Genomic DNA, 17,586 nt, shown 5'->3' with positions numbered 1-17,586 from the left:
GGGCGCCGACCTGACCGCGGAGAGGTGGCAGAGTGGTCGAATGCACCGCACTCGAAATGCGGCATACCTGCAAGGGTATCGTGGGTTCGAATCCCACCCTCTCCGCCATAAACTTCCTTCCGGGTTTTCCTGCCTGACTTGCGTGCTTTCCTGCTGCGGGCGCATGGACTTGATGCCGTGCGTCATGGCATAGGGCGCGGGACCACGACGAGGCCCGGTTTCCATGATCCGCATCGAGAATATCAGCAAGTCCAACAGCCATCGCATCCTCTTCATCGAGGCGTCCGCCGCGTTGAACCGGGGGGAGAAGATCGGGCTTGTGGGGCCGAACGGGGCCGGCAAGACGACGCTCTTTCGCATGATCACCGGGCAGGAAGCGCCGGACGAGGGGCAGGTCTCGACGGAAAAGAACGTGTCGATCGGCTATTTCAGCCAGGACGTCGGCGAGATGGAAGGGCGCAGCGCCGTCACCGAGGTGATGGACGGGGCAGGGCCGGTCAGTTCGGTTGCCGCGGAGTTGCGCGCGCTCGAGGCCGCGATGGTCGATCCGGACAGGCTCGACGAGATAGACGCCATCATCGAGCGCTACGGCGAGGTGCAGGCGCGCTACGAGGAACTCGACGGCTACGGGCTGGAGAGCCGGGCGCGCGAGGTGCTGGCGGGCCTGAGTTTCAGCCAGGAGATGATGGACGGCGACGTCGGCAAGCTCTCCGGCGGGTGGAAGATGCGGGTGGCGCTGGCGCGCATCCTCCTGATGCGGCCGGATGTCATGCTGCTCGACGAACCGAGCAACCATCTCGATCTCGAAAGCCTGATCTGGCTGGAGCAGTTCCTGAAAGGTTATGACGGGGCACTGCTGATGACCTCGCACGACCGTGAGTTCATGAACCGCATCGTGACCAAGATCATCGAGATCGATGCCGGCTCGCTCACCACCTATTCGGGCGACTACGGCTTCTACGAGCAGCAGCGGGCGCAGAACGAGAAGCAGCAGCAGGCGCAGTTCGAACGCCAGCAGGCGATGCTCGCCAAGGAGATCAAGTTCATCGAGCGCTTCAAGGCGCGTGCCTCCCATGCCGCACAGGTGCAGAGCCGGGTGAAGAAGCTCGACAAGATCGAGCGTGTCGAGCCGCCGCGCCGCCGCCAGACGGTCATGTTCGAGTTCCAGCCCGCGCCGCGCTCGGGCGAGGACGTCGCCAGCCTCAAGAATGTCGACAAGGCCTATGGCAGCCGGACCATCTACCGGGATTTCAGCTTCCTTATCCGCCGGAAGGAACGCTGGTGCGTGATGGGCATCAACGGGGCCGGCAAGTCGACGCTGCTGAAGCTCGTCGCCGGGGCGGCGAACCCGGACGAAGGCAGCGTGACGATCGGGGCGAGCGTCAGGGTCGGCTACTTTGCACAGCATGCTATGGATCTGCTCGACGGCGACCAGACCGTGTTCCAGTGGCTGGAGACGGAGTTTCCGCGTGCAGGGCAGGGGCCGCTGCGCACGCTGGCGGGCTGCTTCGGCTTTTCCGGCGATGACGTCGAGAAGAAGTGCCGGGTGCTGTCCGGCGGCGAGAAGGCCCGGCTGGTGATGGCAGCGATGCTGTTCGATCCGCCGAATTTCCTGATCCTCGACGAGCCGACGAACCATCTCGATCTCGACACCAAGGAAATGCTGATCAAGGCTCTTTCCGAGTACGAGGGCACCATGCTCTTCGTCTCGCACGACCGTCATTTCCTCGGCGCGTTGTCGAACCGCGTGCTGGAACTCAACGGCGACGACGTGCACCAATATCCGGGTGGCTACACTGAATATGTCGCCCAGACCGGCCACGAGGCGCCCGGCCTTCCGAACTGATCGCCCGGTTTGCGGCGGACAGACTTCAGGCCCTGCCGAGATATTGTGCGTCCGACACCTGCTCCAGCCAGGTCACGGGCGATCCGTCCTGCGCCTCGGCGATGGCGACATGGGTCATCGCGGTCTTGTCCGTGGCGCCGTGCCAGTGTTTTTCGCCGGGCGGAAACCAGACGACGTCACCGGGGCGGATTTCTTCGATCGGCCCACCCTCACGTTGCGCCCAGCCGAGGCCTGATGTCACGATGACGGTCTGGCCGAGGGGATGGGTGTGCCAGGCGGTGCGGGCGCCGGGCTCGAAGGTGACGATGGCGCCGCCGGCGCGGCCGGGGGCTTCCGCCTTGAACGGCGTGTCGAGGCGGACCTTGCCGGTGAAGTAGTCGGCCGGGCCCAGCGCCGAGGGGCTGGTGCCGTTGCGCTTGATATCCATATCCGTCTCCTGATTCTGCTGTGCGGATCATATACCGGCAAGAACGCTGGCGAAGCCGTCGGAGACGATTTATGAGAACGGCGCAGGGTTTCAAGGCGGGTGCGGAATGGACAGGCGGCGGATAGGGATCGTCGGCGGCGGGCCGGCCGGGTTGATGGCGGCAGAAGTACTTTCGGCGCGGGGCCATGCAGTGACCGTGCTCGAAGCCATGCCGACCATCGGGCGAAAGTTCCTGCTGGCCGGAAAATCGGGCCTCAACATCACCCATTCCGAACCCTACGACCGTTTCGCCGCCCGCTTCGGTGCGGCGGGCGCGCATCTGCGGGCGGCGCTCGATGCTTTCACGCCCGGGGATCTGCGGACCTGGGCGGAGGAGCTTGGCACGGAGACTTTCGTCGGGTCCTCCGGGCGGGTGTTTCCGGTCGCCATGAAAGCGTCGCCGTTGCTGCGCGCCTGGCGGGCGCGGCTGGAGGGGCGGGGTGTCGATATCCGCGTACGCCATCGCTGGATCGGGTTTGCGCCCGAAGGACTGCGCTTTGAAACGCCCGAGGGCGTGGCCGTGATGGCCTTCGATGCAGTCCTGCTGGCGCTCGGCGGTGCGAGCTGGCCACGGCTCGGGTCGGACGCGGCCTGGGTCGGTGGTCTTGCGGAACGGGGCGTCGACATTGCGCCCTTCCGTCCGGCCAATTGCGGCTTCGATGTGGACTGGTCGCCGTTCTTCGTCGAGCGCTTTGCGGGCGCGCCGGTCAAGGGTGTTACGGCGCGGTCTGCGGCGGGCACGATCCCCGGCGAATTCGTCATCTCCAAGACCGGCATCGAGGGCAGCCTCGTCTATGCGCATGCGGCGGTGTTGCGCGATGCGCTGGAAATGTCGGGCGCTGCATCCTTCCTGCTCGATCTAGTGCCCGGGCGGAGCCACGCGCGGCTTGCAGCCGATCTGGCCCGGCAGGGCGGCAAGGCGAGCTTTTCCAGCCGGCTTCGCAAAGGGGCCGGCCTCGACGGGGTCAAGGCGGCCATGCTGCGGGAATGTATCCGGGATGTTTCGGCCTTGCTGCCGGATGCGCTGGCTTCGGCGATCAAGGCCCTGCCCGTTCCGCTCATCCGGCCGCGGCCGATCGCGGAGGCGATTTCCGTGGCAGGGGGCATCCGGTTCGATGCCCTCGATGCGGACTATGGGGTGAAGGCCCTTCCGGGTGTCTTTGCGGCCGGCGAAATGCTCGACTGGGAGGCGCCGACCGGCGGTTATCTGCTGACGGCCTGCTTTGCGACCGGGCGGGCGGCTGCGGAGGGGATCGACCGCTGGCTTACCGGCCGGGCCGGCTGAAGCCGGATCCCTAGCTGCGCTTCGGCCGAGTCGGCGCCTGGCTCAGGCTGGCGGCGGCGTCCTTCAGGCAGACGAGGTAGCGATCGCGGTTGGCCAGCCCGTCGTCGCGCGGGGTGACGAGGCAGAGCGTGGCGGCGGCATGTCCCTCGTCCATGACCGGCACGGCGAAGCAATGGGTAAAGCTGTCGACGATGCTGTTGAAGGTGAAGAAACCGTCCTGCCCGGCCTGGCGCACCTCGGCGAGGAAAACCTGCGGATCGAGCCATTCGCCGCCCGGCAGCTGGAAATCCTGCGGCGGGATGAAGGCGAGGATTTCTTCGTTCGTCATATGCGCGACGAGCAGGCGTCCTGAAGCCGTCCACGGGATCGGTACCGACTGGCCGATATCGGTGGAGATGCGGAAGGGCCTTGCGCCCTCGCGCATGCGCACGACGGTATATTTGTTGCCATCCAGCATGCAGAACTGCGCGGTCTCGCGCGTTTCGTCGGCCAGCCGATCCAGTGCCGCCTCGCATTCGCGGGTGAAGTCGAAATGGTTCTCGTAGGCAGCCCCCAGGAAATAGAGTTTCCGCCCGAGATAGACCCGGCCGTCGCCGCCGGTGAATTCCAGGATGCCGTTGCGCAGGAGGAGGTTCACCAGCTCATAGACCGATGAGCGCGGCGCGCCGATCTGCGCGGCGATCTCGTTCGGTTTCAGAGCCTGCCGTTTCTGGCGCAGGAAATCGAGGATCTCGAAGGCGCGATCGAGCCCTCGGGCGCGCTTGCCGCCTGCATCATCCGCAATAGCATCCATCTCGTCCGTCCTTGCCCTTCGTCCCGTCAAGCTTCTCCCGCCGCCCGCGCCATCTGTCAATGCGCAGGACGCGGCATTGCCGTGCGCGAAATTTCCGAAGGCCCCCTCTTGCGAGGCCGAAAATTCGGCATAAGATCGCGCCAGTCCGATATATAGATCAAGTGTTCAATATAATGGACAAAGACGGATGGCAAGCCCGTACCTGCTGCCGCCAAAAAAGGGGAACGACATGAAAACTCTCGAAAACAGCTCGACCGTCTCGCTGCGCAGCCGCCTTCTTGCGGGTGCTGCCGCCGCTGCGGCCGTCCTCGTCCTGTCGGCCGGCACCGCCTCGGCCGCCGCCAATTGCATCAAGGGCGACCGCAAGGCGCCGTATACGGTCGGCTGGGCGAACATCTATTCGGTGCCGACCTGGATGAAGCAGACCGAAGGCACCATTGCCGCCGAGGTCGAGGAGCTGAAGAAGGCCGGTCTCGTGAAGGACCTGATGATCACGGACGCGCAGGGCAATGCCCAGACGCAGATCCAGCACATCCAGTCGATGATCGACGCGAATGTCGACGCGATCGTGGTCATCGCCGGTTCCTCCAATGCGCTCGACCGCGTCATTTCGGATGCCTGCGACAAGGGTATCGCCGTGGTGAACTTCGACAGCCTCGTCAACACGGACAAGGTGACGGCGAAGATCAACACCGATTCCAACGAATGGGGCGCGGGCGCTGCCAAGTGGCTTGCCGACAAGCTCGGCGGCAAGGGCAAGATCATCGTCATGAACGGTCCGGCCGGTATTTCCGTCAGCGATGACCGCCGCAAGGGTGCCCAGCCTGTGCTCGACGCCAATCCGGGCCTGGAAATCATCACCGAGACCAACACGGAATACAATGCCGCGCCGGCGCAGGAGGCGATGACCAGCCTGCTCTTCGCCAATCCGCAAATCAACGGCGTGCTCTCGCTCGGGGGCGCGATTTCGGCCGGTTCCGTCATGGCCTTCGATCGCCAGGGTCGCGAGCAGGTGCCGATCACCGGCGAAAACGCCCGCCAGTTCCTCGAACTGTGGAAGGAAAAGGGCCTGAAGGGCTGGGCCACCATGCAGCCGAACTGGCTTGGTGCGCTCTCGGTCTACACGGCCGTACAGGCGCTGGAAGGCAAGGACGTGCCGGCCTTCATCAAGGTGCCGCTGCCGGTCATCGACGACAGCACCATCGACACCTATCTCGCCCGCGCCGACAAGTTCCCGGCCGACGGTTACATCTATTCGGATTACGACAAGGCGCTGTTCGACAAGCTGCTCGCCCAGTAATTCCCTGAAGGATGCCGTCATGACGGAAACAAGACCCCTGCTGGAAGCCCGGCAGGTGTTCAAGGGATTTTTCGGCAATCCGGTTCTGAAGGGCGTCGATATCGCCCTTCACCCGGGCAGGGTCCATGCCCTGCTCGGGGAGAACGGTGCGGGAAAATCCACGCTGATCAATCTCCTTTCCGGCGCTCTCCAGCCGGACAGCGGCGCCATCCTCGTCGAGGGCCGGCCGGTCGGGCGTTTCAGCCCGGCTGCCGCCCGCGGTGCGGGTATTGCCGTGGTGCAGCAGGAGCTGAGCCTCACTGCCGACCTGTCGATCGCCGAGAATATCGGGCTCGGTGCCTTTCCGCGCCGTTTCGGCCTCATCGACTATGCCGCGCTTCACAGGGGCGTGCGGGAGGTCTGCGACATGGTCGGGCTTACCGAGCCGCTCGACATGCCGGTCGCCGACCTCGCGCTCGGCCGCCGGCAGATGGTGGAGATTGCCAAGGCATTGTTCCGCAAGCCGCGCGTGCTCATCCTCGATGAGCCGACCTCCTCGCTTTCCGCGCATGAGGCCGGCATTCTCGCCCGTCTCATCGAGACGCTGCGCGATCGCGGCACGGCGCTTCTCTATATTTCCCATCGGCTCAACGAGGTGCAGGCGCTCTGCTCGCACGTTACGGTGCTGAAGGATGGCGGCGTCACGGCGGACCAGTCGCTCGCCGGCATCGACGGTGAGGGGCTCGTTCGCCTCATGGTCGGCCGGGAGACGGGCGATCTCTTCCCGCCGCGCCCGGTTGCCGAAGCCGGTGCGACACGCATCACTGTCGAGAAATTCTCGGCCGGCCTCGTGCGCGAGATCGGCTTTTCCGCCCGCGCCGGTGAGATCGTCGGCATCGGCGGCCTTGTCGGGCAGGGGCAGGAAGACCTTTTGCTCGGCCTTTACGGTGCCATTCCCGCGAAGGCGAGCCATGCGGAGGTCTCCGGTCTTCCCCGCCTGCCGGCCCATGTCGGTGAGGCGAATGCAGCGGGCATCGTCTATGTGCCGGCGGACCGCAAGCACGAGGGGCTCGTCCTGCCCCATTCCATCGCCTCCAACCTCATCCTGCCCTCGCTCGGCCGGCTCGCGCGGCGCGGCTTTCGCGACCGCACGGCGGAGGCCGGGCTGATCGCCGACCTGGCGCGGCGCCTGACGATCAAGGGCGACGTCGCCCGGCCGGTCCAGGCGCTCTCGGGCGGCAACCAGCAGAAGGTGGCGCTCGCCAAGTGGCTGCCGCTCGATCCGTCCGTGCTGCTGCTCAACGATCCGACGCGCGGCGTCGATATCGAGACGAAGCGCGAGATCTACCTCATGCTGCGCGCCTTCGCTGCCGAGGGGCGGCTCGTCATCCTTGCAAGCTCCGACACACCGGAACTCGTGCACCTGTGCGATCGTGTCGTCGTGCTGCGCGAGGGGCGCGTCGCTGCCCGGCTTTCCGGTGCGGCGATCAGCGAGGAGGCCATCGTCGGCGCCGCCATGGGCATCCACAAACAGGGAGAGGCCGCATGAGTGCCGTTCCATCTTCCGGCTGGCTCTACGGCGCCATCCAGCGCGGTCGCAATCGCGGCCTTGGCGGCCTCTACCTGGTCGTCGCCGCCTTCCTCGTCCTTTATGCGGTGCTCTTTCCCGGCATCCTTTCGGTCGGTGGTTTTTCCAAGTTCACGCAGAACTGGTTTCCGCTGGCGCTCGTCACCATGGCGCAGGCACTCCTGATGCTGAATGGCGGCATCACGCTCGCCATCGGCCCGCTGGTGAGCCTTGGCGCCGTGATTGCGGCGACGACGATGGGCAGCGCATTCGGCGTGCCCGGCGGCATCCTCGCTGTCGCGCTCACCGGCCTTGCCATCGGTGCCGTCATCGGCGCCATCGTCGCGCATCTGCGGCTGCCGGCCATCATCGTCACGCTGACTGGCTCCTTCATCGTTACCGGTGTCGCGCTGATCCTGTTGCCGCGCCCGGGCGGTTTCATTCCGGACTGGCTGTCGACCATGCTCGCCGGCCACACGCCGGTTGCCTTCCTGCTGCTCGTCGTCGTCCTTCTCGCCTGGAAAGCATTTCTCGCGACACCGCTCGGCATCGGCATCTATGCCGCCGGCGACAACCCGATCGGCGCCTTCCGCTCGGGCGTTCCGGTCGAGCGGGTCAAGATCGTCGCCTTCGCGTTGTCCGGCCTGCTGGCGGCGCTGGCCGGCCTCTTTGTCGCGGCGCAGACGGGCTCGGGCGATCCGGTCATCGGCACGCCCTTCACGCTGAATTCGATCGCGGCCGCCGTGCTCGGCGGCGTCGGTTTCCTCGGCGGCAAGGGCACGATGCGTGGCGCGATCTGCGGCAGCCTGCTGCTCTCGGTCATGATCAACGTGATGTTCTTCCTCGGTTTTCCGCCGGTCGCACAATATGTCGCGCAGGGCCTGATCATCGTCGGTGCCGTCGCGGTGCCGGAACTCTTGAAACAGTGGAGGGCAAGGCGATGAAGGCCGTGAAATCCGTGTTCCGCAATCCGCCGCTCCTGACCTTCCTCCTTGTGGCGCTCGTCTGGCTTGTCGCCAGCCTCACGCTGCGCGGCTTCGGCGCCTACGGGCACCTGCGCTATCTCCTGGAGCTTGCCGCCGTCATCGGCATCGTCGCGGCCGGGCAGACGCTGGTCATCCTGATGGGCGGCATCGACCTCTCCGTCGGGGCCGTGATCACCGTCACGGCGATCCTGTTGCCGCTGATCTCGCCGGCCTCGGACCCGACCGGCCTCGTCGGCATCGTGCTCGTCCTTGCCATCGCCACCGGCATCGGCCTCCTCAACGGGGCGGGTGCGGCCTATCTGCGCGTGCCGCCGATCATCATGACGCTCGCCATGGCGACGTTTCTTCAGGGACTGCTCGTCATCGTCGCCGGCGGCAGCGCGGTCACGGTGAGCAACCCGGCGGTCATCCTGCTCGGCCAGGCGCGCCCCCTCGGCGTTCCCGCCGGCATCATCCTCTGGATCGTCGTTTCGATCGCGGTACTGCTCATCATCCATCGCACGCCGCTCGGCGCGCGCTTCCTCGCGCTCGGGGCCAATCCGCTGGCTGCCCGGCTTTCCGGCGTCAGCGTTGCCAGGAACACGCTGCTTCTCTATGCGCTGTCCGGCTTCTTCGCGGGGCTTGCCGGCATTCTGGTGCTCGGCATGAACCGGCAAGGCTATGTCGGCATCGGCGATCCCTATCTCCTGATGTCGATCGCCGCGGTCGTGCTCGGTGGCACCTCCATCCTCGGTGGGCGCGGCACCTATGCCGGCACCATTCCCGGTGCCATCCTGCTCGTCACCACCACGGCGCTGATCACCGTCGTCAACGCCTCGCCCGGCTGGCGCTCGATCATGTTCGGTTCGCTGATCCTCGCGCTTCTGCTCATTTCCGGCCGAGAGGCGCGCCGATGACGGTGCGTTATGGCGGGCCGGTCATCGACCCGCACCACCATCTCTGGGATCTGTCGCTCAAACGTCATCCCTGGCTGGAAACGGCCCGGGCGACCGGCGGCGAGATGGTCTTCGGCAGCTTGGCGCCGATCCTCAGGGATTATGGCGTTGCGGACTACAGCGCCGATGCGGCGAACCAGAACGTGGTGGCCACCGTGCATGTCGAGGCCGGCTGGTCCGACGCCCATCCGCTGGAGGAAAGCCGCTGGCTTGCAGGTCTCGACCGGTCCTCCGGCGTGGCGAAGCGTATCATCGCTCGCGTGCCGCTCGACAGCCCGGATGCCGCGCGCCTGATCGAGGCGGAGGCCGCCAATCCCGATGTCGCCGGCATCCGCGATATCGTCAGCTGGCATCCCGAACCGGCAAAGAGCTTCGCACCCCGCGCCCGCCGCATGGCCGATCCCCGCTGGCGCGCCGGCCTTGCCCGTCTCGCCCGTTTCGGCCTCGTTTTCGACCTCATGCTCTATCCGTGGCAGATGGATGAGGCGCTCGATCTCGTGCGGGCCTTTCCGCAGATACGCTTCGTGCTCAACCATGGCGGCAGCCCGGCCGATCGCAGCGCGGAGGGTATGGCGCTCTGGCGCGGTGGCCTTGCGGCGCTCGGTCGCGAGCCGAATGTCCGGTTGAAGATTTCCGACCTCGTCGCCTATGACAATGACTGGACGCCGGAAAGCCTGCGGCCGGTGATCGAGCATTGCCTCGCCTGTTTTGGCCCCGCTCGAACCATGTTCGCCAGCGATTTTCCGGTCGCCGGCCTGCACGCCTCGTTCGACGAGGTCTACGCCGTTTTCCGCGCCGCGGCCGCGCCGCTTTCGCTCGACGAGCAGCGTGCCCTCTTTTTCACGACTGCCAATGACACCTATCGCCTCGGGATCGTCGATCCCGTCGTGGCCAAGGGAGAAAACCATGCCTGACCTTTCCGTGACCGGACCGGACAATCCGGTGATCGACGACCGCATCCGCGGCTTCCCGCCGGGCCATGCGCCCCTGCCGCTCGATGCCGTCGGCAAGCAAGGCTGGAAGCCCTATGACGGTGCGATGGCGCTGCCGCTGATCTCGCTCGATCGTGCGGCCTTTGCCAGCAACGTCGCGCTGATGATGGGGTATGTACGCGATCACGGCGTCGCGATCGCGCCCCATGCGAAGACGCCGATGTCGGCGGCGATTGCCGGCACGCTGCTGGCGGCGGGCGCGTGGGGCACCACGGTGGCGGATATCCGCCAGGCGGCGGTACTGCTGAAGGCTGGCCAGCGCCGGCTGATCCTCGCCAACGAGATCGGCGGGGCCGCGGCTGCACGCCGGCTCGCAGCGCTTGCCGCAAACTATCCCGATGCAGTGCTGCATGTCTTCGTCGATTCCATTGATCTGGTCGAAGCCCTGCGGGTCGCCTGGCATGGCCGCAGCGGTCTGCCGCCGCTCGGTCTTCTCGTCGAACTTGGTGCGGGCCGCGCCGGAGCACGCAGCGCCGAGGCGGCAGGCGCGATCCTCGATGCCATCCTTGCCGCGGAAACGCCCACCTTCCGGCTGACCGGCATCGCCGCCTACGAGGGGGCCGCCGCAACGGCGGATGCGGAAGAGACGCTGCGCCGGATCGACGGGCTGGTGGCGATGACGGCGGCCTTCCTGCCGGAGGTTCGCGCCCGCATTGGCGATGCGCGGCCGCTGATCGTCACAGCGGGCGGTTCGGTCTTTTTCGACCGGGTGATCGCCGGTCTCTCTGCTGCCGTCGCGGCCGATCCCGATAGTTTGCTCGTGTTGCGCAGCGGGGCGATCTTCTTCCATGACCACGGCGTTTATGAGCGCGGTCTTGCCGGCCTCGACGCCCGTGCGGGCTTCCGGTTCGGCGGGCAGGTCCGCTCCGCCGGCAGCGACTTCAAGCCGGTGCTCCGGGTCTGGGCCGAGGTGCTGTCGCTGCCGGAGCCGGCGCTCGCGATCTGCGGTATGGGCCTGCGGGATGTCGCGATGGACCAGGGCTTGCCGCGGCCGCTGGCTCTCTATCGCGACGGGGTGCCGCTCGCCGCTCTTGCGGGGGCCGATGTGCTTCGTCTCAACGACCAGCATGCCTTCGTGGCGCTTTCCGCCGGCAGCGATGTACGCGTCGGTGATGTGGTCGAGTTCGGCATCTCGCATCCGTGCACCTGCCTCGACCGGCATGCGATCCTCTACGGCCTTGCACCTGACCACACGGTCACGGCGGCCTATACCACCAGCTTCGGCTGATCCTCCCGGGAAGAAAGGAAAACACCCATGATCCAGCGTTACCAGAAGGGTTCGCGCATGAGCCAGGCCGTCAGCTATGGCGGGCTCGTCTATATCGCCGGCCAGGTCGCGGAAAACCGCAAGGCCGGCCTTGAGGACCAGACGCGCGACGTGCTCGGCAAGATCGATGCCCTTCTGAAGGAAGCCGGTACGGACCGCTCGAAACTGCTCGCTGTCAATGTCTTCCTGCCGGCGATCGTCGATTTCGAGGCGATGAACGGCGTTTATGATGCCTGGATCGACCCGGAAAACCCGCCGGCCCGCGCCTGCGTCGAGGCGCGCCTTGCCGATCCGGACCTGCGCGTCGAGATGACTGCCGTCGCCGCACTCTGAAAACCCGCCCGAACTGGAGCCACCATGCACAGCGGCCTCGTCAATCCGATCGATCTTTTCCGGGAGGGCCGGCAGGCCGGGCATCTTGCGATTCCCTATTCCGTCGACCGTTCGCCCTACTACCAGATCCGCATCCCCATCCTGCGGCTGAAGAACGGCGAGGGGCCGAGCCTGCTCCTGATGGCGGGCAACCATGGTGACGAATACGAGGGTGAGCTCCAGCTCGGGCGGCTGATGCGCCAGCTCGATATCACGAAAATCCGCGGTGCCGTCACCATCCTGCCGATGGCGAACCTGCCGGCGGTGATGGCGGCCAAGCGCTGCTCGCCCTTCGACGGCGGCAATCTCAACCGCGCCTTTCCCGGCGATCCGGCCGGCACGCCGACGGCGCGGCTGGCGCATTTCCTTGAACATGATCTTTTCCCGCACCACGATGCCGTGCTCGACCTGCACTCCGGCGGTACCTCCATGGCGCATCTGTCCTGCACGCTGATCGAGCGGCAGGCGGATGCCGAGCGCTTTGCGCGCGCGGTCACGTTGATGCGGGCGATGGGGGCCGCACATGCCTTCATCGCCGATAACGGGCCGGCCGCGCCGACCTCGATGGGCGCGGCCGGTCGGGCTGGCACGATCGGCCTTTCGGGCGAGTTCGGCGGTGGCGGCACCGTGTCGCCCGAGAGCATGGCGTTTACGGCGGCGGCGATCGACCGTCTGCTCGTCGCACTCGGCATTGCGGGAGAGCCGGTGCTGTCGCGCGGGCCGCTCGCAGCTCCACCTGCCCTGCAGCTCCTGTCGCTCTCCCGGCACAGCCAGGGCATCTATGCTGGCCGCCGCGGCTGGTTCGAGCCTGCCGTGCCGCTCGGTGCGCACGTCTCGGCAGGTGATCTGGCTGGCTGGTATCACGATCTCGAACGGCTTGAGCAACCCGAGGAGGCGCTGCGCTTTGCCGAGGGCGGCATCGTCATCTCCCACCGGCTGCATTGCGACAGCCAGGCCGGCGACTGTCTGATCCAGGTCGCCGAGCCGATCGACGGCTGAGGCCTTGGGGTTTGTCAGGGAAAAGTGGAGCCCGATTTTCAATAAAAGACAAACGAAAACAAAGTACTATGGAGTTCGGCAGATTCAGTATGAAGCTGGCGGACTCTATGTGATCGCGCCGACGGCTTCCTTCACCCAGTCGAGGCGCTTTGCCGGAATGAGCCCGTAATTGTAGAAGTTCACGCCGTTCGCACCAGCCTCGACGGCTGCCTTTGCGCGGGCGGCGAGGATGGCCGGGCCATCGACCTCGGGATAGAAGACGCGCAGGCCCAGCCCCAGGAATTTGTCCGGGCCGAGCATCGCCCGGCCGGTGCGGATGACCTCGCCGACGGCCTCGGGCGTCATGCCGTAGCAGCAGAGGATCGCGCCGTCGCAGAGCTTTCCGACCGCCTCGAGGTCGACGCCGCCGAGCCAGCCGTCCTTCAGGTCGATCAGCACGATGCGCGTCGCCGGGTCGGCAGCCGCCTTGATCTCGCCGATCAGGTTCGTCACCGGCTCGGAGCGCCAGGTGAGGAAGGCGTGCAGCTCCGGATGGTCGCGGAAGGCGTCGATACCGGCGGTGGGGAAGTCGGGGAACTGTTTTTCAGGCACCGCCCGTTCGCACAGTTCGGCGATGAAGCGCGCCACCGTTTTTTGTGCACTGTCGACAGGTATGCCGGCCTTCCGCGCACGGGCGGTGCAATGGTGGCAGAAGCAGAGCGACAGGAGGAAGTCATCCTCGGCGTTGAGGCCGACACCGTCCTTCTCATGGTGGTATTCGTGGGCAAAGCCCATGAAGTTCGGGCTTTCCAGCTCCAGCATGTCGGGCTTGTGGTTCACCGTGATGTCGCGCACCAGCGTCACGACATAGTCGCGTGCCGCCGGGCTGGAGGGGCAGAGATTGTAGTAATTGGCATTGCCGAAGGCGTTGCGGGTCACATGATCGGGGTGCAGCATGCCGAGGCGGGTGTTGTGCAGGCAGACCGTCCAGCAGGAGACGGCAAGTCCTGTGGTTGCGCGCGCTCTGGTCAGTGCTTCCAGCATGTCGCCGCGGTCGGTGACGTTCTGCGCCACCAGGGGGCGGATCGTCTTGCCCTGCCACAGCGTTTCGTCGGGCTGGAAATAGACGGTGCCGTCTTCGGGGAAGTAGGCCTTCTGCTCAGGGCTGCGCGGCTGCAGGAAGCGGCCGGCATGGTAGGAGGTCGCAAGGCTCACCGTGTTGAGGCCGGCGCGGCCGGAAAGGTCGGCGGCGAGTGCCGCGATGCCCTGGTCCTGGATGTCCCAGGGGTAGGTCCACATGGAAAGATGCATGGCGAGCTCCCGTCGAATCTGTCCAGTTTATAGAACATGTGTCCATAATAGTGTCTAGAAGGATTTTTGCCAGGCAGGGGCGGTCTTGCATCGATGAAAGATTCGTTCGCGAGCTTCGTCAGGCCGGATCATGCGCGATGGCGCGAACCCGGTAGAGCGGGCTGTGAAGGCCCCACTTGGCAGTTTCGACGCATTGGATGTCGCGAACCGGAGGGATTCCTTGCAAGAGCCGGCGTAGCTTCTGGCCATTGCAGGGGCTTGCGCAGAGGCAAGCGGCCTGAAATATGCGCCAAGCCGTGAGTGCGGCCCGCAGACAAGGGGATCCGCCGGTGCCTTGCCCCCGCACCGGCCGAACGCGAGAAACGAACCGATGAAAAGCCACGTCCTGACCGTATCCTGCCAATCGACCCGCGGCATCGTCGCCGCGATCACCGGCTACCTCGCCGAAAAGGGGTGTTACATCTCCGACTCGTCGCAGTTCGACGACCTCGAGACGGGCCTGTTCTTCATGCGCCTGACCTTTCTCTCCCAGGAGGGTATTTCGGAGGAGGACATCAAGACCGGTTTCGTCCCCGTCGCCAAGACGTTCGCCATGACGTATCGCTTCAACGACAGCGACGAGCGCATGAAGGTGCTGCTCATGGTGTCGCGTTTCGGCCATTGCCTCAACGATCTGCTCTACCGCTGGAAGATCGGCGCGCTGCCCATCGATATCGTCGGCGTCGTGTCCAACCACTTCGACTACCAGAAGGTCATCGTCAACCACGACATCCCCTTCCACCACATCAAGGTGACGAAGGAGAACAAGCCGCAGGCCGAGGCACGCCTGATGGAAGTGGTCGAACAGTCCGGCGCCGAGCTGATCGTTCTTGCCCGCTACATGCAGGTCCTGTCGGATGCCGTCTGCAAGAAGATGTCGGGCCGCATCATCAACATCCACCACTCGTTCCTGCCGTCCTTCAAGGGTGCGAATCCCTACAAGCAGGCTTTCGAGCGCGGCGTGAAGCTGATCGGTGCGACGGCGCACTACGTCACCGAAGATCTCGACGAAGGCCCGATCATCGAGCAGGATGTCGCGCGCATCACGCATGCGCAGTCGGCCGAGGACTATGTTTCGATCGGCCGTGACGTGGAGAGCCAGGTGCTTGCCCGCGCCGTGCATGCCCACATCCATCACCGCACCTTCATGAACGGCAACAAGACCATCGTCTTCCCGCCCAGCCCGGGCAGCTACGCTTCCGAGCGTATGGGCTGATCCAAAACAAAAGGCCGGCGAATTCGCCGGCCTTTTCATGTTCGGACACGTCTGTGGCCGGTTCAGAGGTGTGCCGGCAGGCGCGGCAGGAAGATCGTGAGGATGCCGAGCAGCGGCATGTAGGAGCAGATCTGGTAGACGAAGTTGATGCCGTGGCTGTCGGCGAAGATGCCAAGGACTGCCGCACCCAGACCGCCTGCGCCGAAGGCGAAGCCGAAGAAGATGCCGGCGATCATGCCGACGCGGCCCGGGATCAGCTCCTGCGCGAAGACGACGATGGCGGAGAAAGCCGAGGAGAAGATCAGCCCGATCAGCACGGTCAGCACGCCGGTCCAGAAGAGGTTCGCATAGGGCAGCAACAGGGCGAAGGGGATGACGCCGAGGATCGAGAACCAGATGACGAAGCGCGTGCCGAACCGGTCGCCGATCGGCCCGCCCATGAAGACGCCGAGTGCCGAAGCTCCGAGGAAGAGGAACAGCATGAGCTGTGCGTCGCGCACGCCAAGGCCGAAATTCTCCATCGTGTAGAAGGTGAAATAGCTGGAGATACTGGCGAGATAGGCGTTTTTCGTGGTCGTCAGCAGCACCAGTACGGCAAGGGCCCAGGCGACGCGACCGCGCGGCAGCGGCAGTTCGCGGCTGACGGCCGGCCGGCCGGCTGCAAGGCGGCGCTCACCGGCATACCAGTTGCCGACCCAGGTGAGGATGACCATGCCAAGGAGGGCGACGGCCGAGAACCAGGCGACGCTCGTCTGGCCGAGGGGCAACACGATGAAGGCGGCGAGCAGCGGCCCGATCGCCGTGCCGGCATTGCCGCCGACCTGGAACAGCGATTGTGCAAGCCCGTGGCGGCCACCGGAGGCGAGACGGGCGACACGCGAGGATTCCGGGTGGAAGATCGCCGAGCCGAGACCGATCAGGCAGGCGCCGAAGACCAGAACCGGGAAGCTGTGCGCATAGGCGAGCATGATGAGGCCGACGAAGGTGCTGCCCATGCCGACCGGCAGCGAGAAGGGCATCGGCCAGCGATCCGTGACGATGCCGACGGCCGGCTGCAGCAGCGAGGCGGTGACCTGGAAGGCCATGGTCAGAAGGCCGATCTGCACGAAATCGAGCGCGTAGTTTTCCTTCAGCAGCGGATAGAGCGACGTCAGCAGCGACTGCATGATGTCGTTCAGCATGTGGCACGCACTGACGGCGACGATGATGGAATAGGTAGTGGTGGCGGCGCTGCGGGGTGCCGCGGGAACGACTGTCGACATGATGGCCTCGAATGATACGCGCAGATTCCGCGTCATGGCTGCTTCCCATACAGGGATTGCTATAGGCCTGCTTTCGTGCTGAGGTCCATTTCTTACGCGAATGGGCCAAAGATGGAAAAACTGAGCGATGCACGCCGCAGGGCGCTCGATGACGACCACATCCGCAACCTCTTCCGGATGGAACAGGCGAATACGGATGTTCTGGTTCACAGTTCGGACATTCCGGGCGGCTATACGGTGCCGCCGCACCGTCACCGCCGCACGCAGTTCCTCTGCGTTTTTGCCGGTGTAGTGCTGGTGGGGACGGAGCGTGGGCGCTGGATGATTCCACCCGGCCACGCCTTGCTCATTCCGCGCGGTCTCGAACATTCCGTCGAGATGATCAGCGATGTCAGCATGCGCTCGGTCTATATCTATTCACCGGAGGGCCGGGCCGCTTCGCAGGTGCCCACCGTGCTGGAAGTCACCGACCTTGCCCGCCAGTTGATCGCGGAGACCGTTCGGCATGATGGCCTGTCGGAGGATCGCCGGCGCAGCGACCTCGTCATGGCGCTGCTGCTTGACGAAATCGGCCGCCTGCCCGAGCGTCCGCTCGGCCTGCCGTTTCCGGCAAGTGGAAGGCTGGCGGGCCTTTGCCGCGATTTTGTCGAACAGCCGTCGCCGGTGGCCAAGATCGACGACTGGGCTCGAAGGCTGAACATGAGCCGGCGCACCTTCACGCGGTTCTTCCGCCAGGAGATGGGTGTCAGCTTCGTCACCTGGCGTCAGCAGGCCTGCCTTTTCGCCTGCTTGCCGCGCCTTGCCGCCGGCGAACCGGTGACGCGGGTGGCGCTCGATGCCGGCTACGAGAGCGTGCCGGCCTTCACAACCATGTTCAAGCGCATGCTGGGAACCGCGCCGCGGGCCTATCTGACGAGCCGCACTGCCGCCTGAGTCTCAAAAAGACCGGCAAAGGACGCGATTCGGGTACTGTTTTCCGCCGGCTTTTGGGA

The 17,586-nt window shown here is 65.5% G+C and carries 16 protein-coding genes and 1 tRNA gene; 13 read left to right on the top strand and 4 right to left on the bottom strand.

Annotated elements, in window-relative coordinates; all coding sequences use genetic code 11:
• Positions 1–18: 18 nt before the first annotated feature.
• Both K0P03_RS18040 and K0P03_RS18035 read left to right on the top strand, forming a co-directional pair.
• Positions 19–108, top strand: a tRNA-Ser gene (locus tag K0P03_RS18040).
• A gap of 115 nt (positions 109–223) precedes the next feature.
• On the top strand, positions 224–1,846 hold the full coding sequence (locus K0P03_RS18035; protein ID WP_272790263.1) for an ABC-F family ATP-binding cassette domain-containing protein: 1,623 nt from the start codon (positions 224–226) through the stop codon (positions 1,844–1,846).
• A 25-nt stretch (positions 1,847–1,871) separates the two neighbouring features.
• On the opposite strand, the gene K0P03_RS18030 is transcribed toward K0P03_RS18035, so the two are convergent.
• Positions 1,872–2,273 carry a (R)-mandelonitrile lyase gene (locus tag K0P03_RS18030; RefSeq protein WP_272790262.1) on the bottom strand — a complete coding sequence of 134 codons (402 nt, stop codon included), beginning with the start codon at positions 2,271–2,273 and terminating at the stop codon, positions 1,872–1,874.
• A 106-nt stretch (positions 2,274–2,379) separates the two neighbouring features.
• Here K0P03_RS18030 and K0P03_RS18025 point away from each other — a divergent pair, with 106 nt between their 5' ends.
• Complete coding sequence (locus K0P03_RS18025; protein ID WP_272790261.1) at positions 2,380–3,597, top strand: TIGR03862 family flavoprotein; 1,218 nt, start codon at positions 2,380–2,382, stop codon at positions 3,595–3,597.
• A gap of 10 nt (positions 3,598–3,607) precedes the next feature.
• Here the strand turns inward: K0P03_RS18025 and K0P03_RS18020 are convergent, their stop codons facing one another.
• A complete protein-coding gene (locus tag K0P03_RS18020; RefSeq protein WP_272790260.1) occupies positions 3,608–4,390 on the bottom strand; it encodes an IclR family transcriptional regulator in 783 nt (260 codons plus the stop codon).
• A 229-nt stretch (positions 4,391–4,619) separates the two neighbouring features.
• Here K0P03_RS18020 and K0P03_RS18015 point away from each other — a divergent pair, with 229 nt between their 5' ends.
• The 8 genes from K0P03_RS18015 to K0P03_RS17980 are packed head-to-tail and all read left to right on the top strand — an operon-like array spanning position 4,620 to position 12,787.
• The gene (locus K0P03_RS18015; protein WP_272790259.1) at positions 4,620–5,690 is read left to right on the top strand and encodes an ABC transporter substrate-binding protein; all 1,071 of its coding nucleotides are present in this window, start codon (positions 4,620–4,622) and stop codon (positions 5,688–5,690) included.
• Between the two features lie 19 nt (positions 5,691–5,709).
• Positions 5,710–7,218, top strand: coding sequence for a sugar ABC transporter ATP-binding protein (locus tag K0P03_RS18010; RefSeq protein WP_272790258.1), 1,509 nt, complete (start codon positions 5,710–5,712; stop codon positions 7,216–7,218).
• The gene (locus K0P03_RS18005) at positions 7,215–8,180 is read left to right on the top strand and encodes an ABC transporter permease (protein ID WP_272790257.1); all 966 of its coding nucleotides are present in this window, start codon (positions 7,215–7,217) and stop codon (positions 8,178–8,180) included. Before K0P03_RS18010 ends, K0P03_RS18005 begins: the two co-directional genes overlap by 4 nt.
• Positions 8,177–9,118, top strand: coding sequence for an ABC transporter permease (locus tag K0P03_RS18000; protein WP_023514653.1), 942 nt, complete (start codon positions 8,177–8,179; stop codon positions 9,116–9,118). The genes K0P03_RS18005 and K0P03_RS18000 overlap by 4 nt, the downstream gene beginning before the upstream one ends.
• Positions 9,115–10,071 carry an amidohydrolase family protein gene (locus K0P03_RS17995; RefSeq protein WP_272790256.1) on the top strand — a complete coding sequence of 319 codons (957 nt, stop codon included), beginning with the start codon at positions 9,115–9,117 and terminating at the stop codon, positions 10,069–10,071. The genes K0P03_RS18000 and K0P03_RS17995 overlap by 4 nt, the downstream gene beginning before the upstream one ends.
• Positions 10,064–11,377: an alanine racemase gene (locus K0P03_RS17990; RefSeq protein ID WP_272790255.1), complete on the top strand. Its 1,314-nt coding sequence runs from the start codon at positions 10,064–10,066 to the stop codon at positions 11,375–11,377. The genes K0P03_RS17995 and K0P03_RS17990 overlap by 8 nt, the downstream gene beginning before the upstream one ends.
• Positions 11,378–11,404: 27 nt before the next feature.
• On the top strand, positions 11,405–11,749 hold the full coding sequence (locus K0P03_RS17985; RefSeq protein WP_023514656.1) for a RidA family protein: 345 nt from the start codon (positions 11,405–11,407) through the stop codon (positions 11,747–11,749).
• Between the two features lie 24 nt (positions 11,750–11,773).
• Entirely contained in the window at positions 11,774–12,787 is a 1,014-nt protein-coding gene (locus K0P03_RS17980; protein ID WP_272790254.1) for a succinylglutamate desuccinylase/aspartoacylase family protein, read from the top strand.
• A gap of 105 nt (positions 12,788–12,892) precedes the next feature.
• Here K0P03_RS17980 and K0P03_RS17975 read toward each other — a convergent pair whose 3' ends face one another.
• Entirely contained in the window at positions 12,893–14,077 is a 1,185-nt protein-coding gene (locus K0P03_RS17975; RefSeq protein ID WP_272790253.1) for a hypothetical protein, read from the bottom strand.
• A 370-nt stretch (positions 14,078–14,447) separates the two neighbouring features.
• Between K0P03_RS17975 and purU the strand changes: the two genes are divergently transcribed.
• Positions 14,448–15,332: a formyltetrahydrofolate deformylase gene (gene purU / locus K0P03_RS17970; RefSeq protein WP_024271354.1), complete on the top strand. Its 885-nt coding sequence runs from the start codon at positions 14,448–14,450 to the stop codon at positions 15,330–15,332.
• 62 nt (positions 15,333–15,394) lie between these two features.
• Here purU and K0P03_RS17965 read toward each other — a convergent pair whose 3' ends face one another.
• A complete protein-coding gene (locus K0P03_RS17965) occupies positions 15,395–16,594 on the bottom strand; it encodes an MFS transporter (protein ID WP_272790502.1) in 1,200 nt (399 codons plus the stop codon).
• A 111-nt stretch (positions 16,595–16,705) separates the two neighbouring features.
• Between K0P03_RS17965 and K0P03_RS17960 the strand changes: the two genes are divergently transcribed.
• Complete coding sequence (locus K0P03_RS17960; RefSeq protein WP_023512815.1) at positions 16,706–17,527, top strand: AraC family transcriptional regulator; 822 nt, start codon at positions 16,706–16,708, stop codon at positions 17,525–17,527.
• Positions 17,528–17,586 lie beyond the last annotated feature (59 nt).

The organism is Shinella sp. HY16, from assembly GCF_028534175.1.
Lineage (GTDB): Bacteria > Pseudomonadota > Alphaproteobacteria > Rhizobiales > Rhizobiaceae > Shinella.
Note: the sequence above shows the minus strand (reverse complement) of the source record. Positions and strands in the feature narration are given on the sequence as shown.

Bases quoted from the DNA above. Each gene is read 5' to 3' on its own strand.
- K0P03_RS18035 (WP_272790263.1), top strand. From the start codon at position 224: ATGATCCGCATCGAGAATATCAGCAAGTCCAACAGCCATCGCATCCTC.
- K0P03_RS18025 (WP_272790261.1), top strand. From the start codon at position 2,380: ATGGACAGGCGGCGGATAGGGATCGTCGGCGGCGGGCCGGCCGGGTTG.
- K0P03_RS17965 (WP_272790502.1), bottom strand. From the start codon at position 16,594: ATGTCGACAGTCGTTCCCGCGGCACCCCGCAGCGCCGCCACCACTACC.
- K0P03_RS17960 (WP_023512815.1), top strand. From the start codon at position 16,706: ATGGAAAAACTGAGCGATGCACGCCGCAGGGCGCTCGATGACGACCAC.
- K0P03_RS17995 (WP_272790256.1), top strand. From the start codon at position 9,115: ATGACGGTGCGTTATGGCGGGCCGGTCATCGACCCGCACCACCATCTC.
- K0P03_RS18010 (WP_272790258.1), top strand. From the start codon at position 5,710: ATGACGGAAACAAGACCCCTGCTGGAAGCCCGGCAGGTGTTCAAGGGA.
- K0P03_RS17990 (WP_272790255.1), top strand. From the start codon at position 10,064: ATGCCTGACCTTTCCGTGACCGGACCGGACAATCCGGTGATCGACGAC.
- K0P03_RS18020 (WP_272790260.1), bottom strand. From the start codon at position 4,390: ATGGATGCTATTGCGGATGATGCAGGCGGCAAGCGCGCCCGAGGGCTC.
- K0P03_RS18000 (WP_023514653.1), top strand. From the start codon at position 8,177: ATGAAGGCCGTGAAATCCGTGTTCCGCAATCCGCCGCTCCTGACCTTC.
- K0P03_RS17985 (WP_023514656.1), top strand. From the start codon at position 11,405: ATGATCCAGCGTTACCAGAAGGGTTCGCGCATGAGCCAGGCCGTCAGC.
- purU (WP_024271354.1), top strand. From the start codon at position 14,448: ATGAAAAGCCACGTCCTGACCGTATCCTGCCAATCGACCCGCGGCATC.
- K0P03_RS18030 (WP_272790262.1), bottom strand. From the start codon at position 2,273: ATGGATATCAAGCGCAACGGCACCAGCCCCTCGGCGCTGGGCCCGGCC.
- K0P03_RS18015 (WP_272790259.1), top strand. From the start codon at position 4,620: ATGAAAACTCTCGAAAACAGCTCGACCGTCTCGCTGCGCAGCCGCCTT.
- K0P03_RS17980 (WP_272790254.1), top strand. From the start codon at position 11,774: ATGCACAGCGGCCTCGTCAATCCGATCGATCTTTTCCGGGAGGGCCGG.
- K0P03_RS18005 (WP_272790257.1), top strand. From the start codon at position 7,215: ATGAGTGCCGTTCCATCTTCCGGCTGGCTCTACGGCGCCATCCAGCGC.
- K0P03_RS17975 (WP_272790253.1), bottom strand. From the start codon at position 14,077: ATGCATCTTTCCATGTGGACCTACCCCTGGGACATCCAGGACCAGGGC.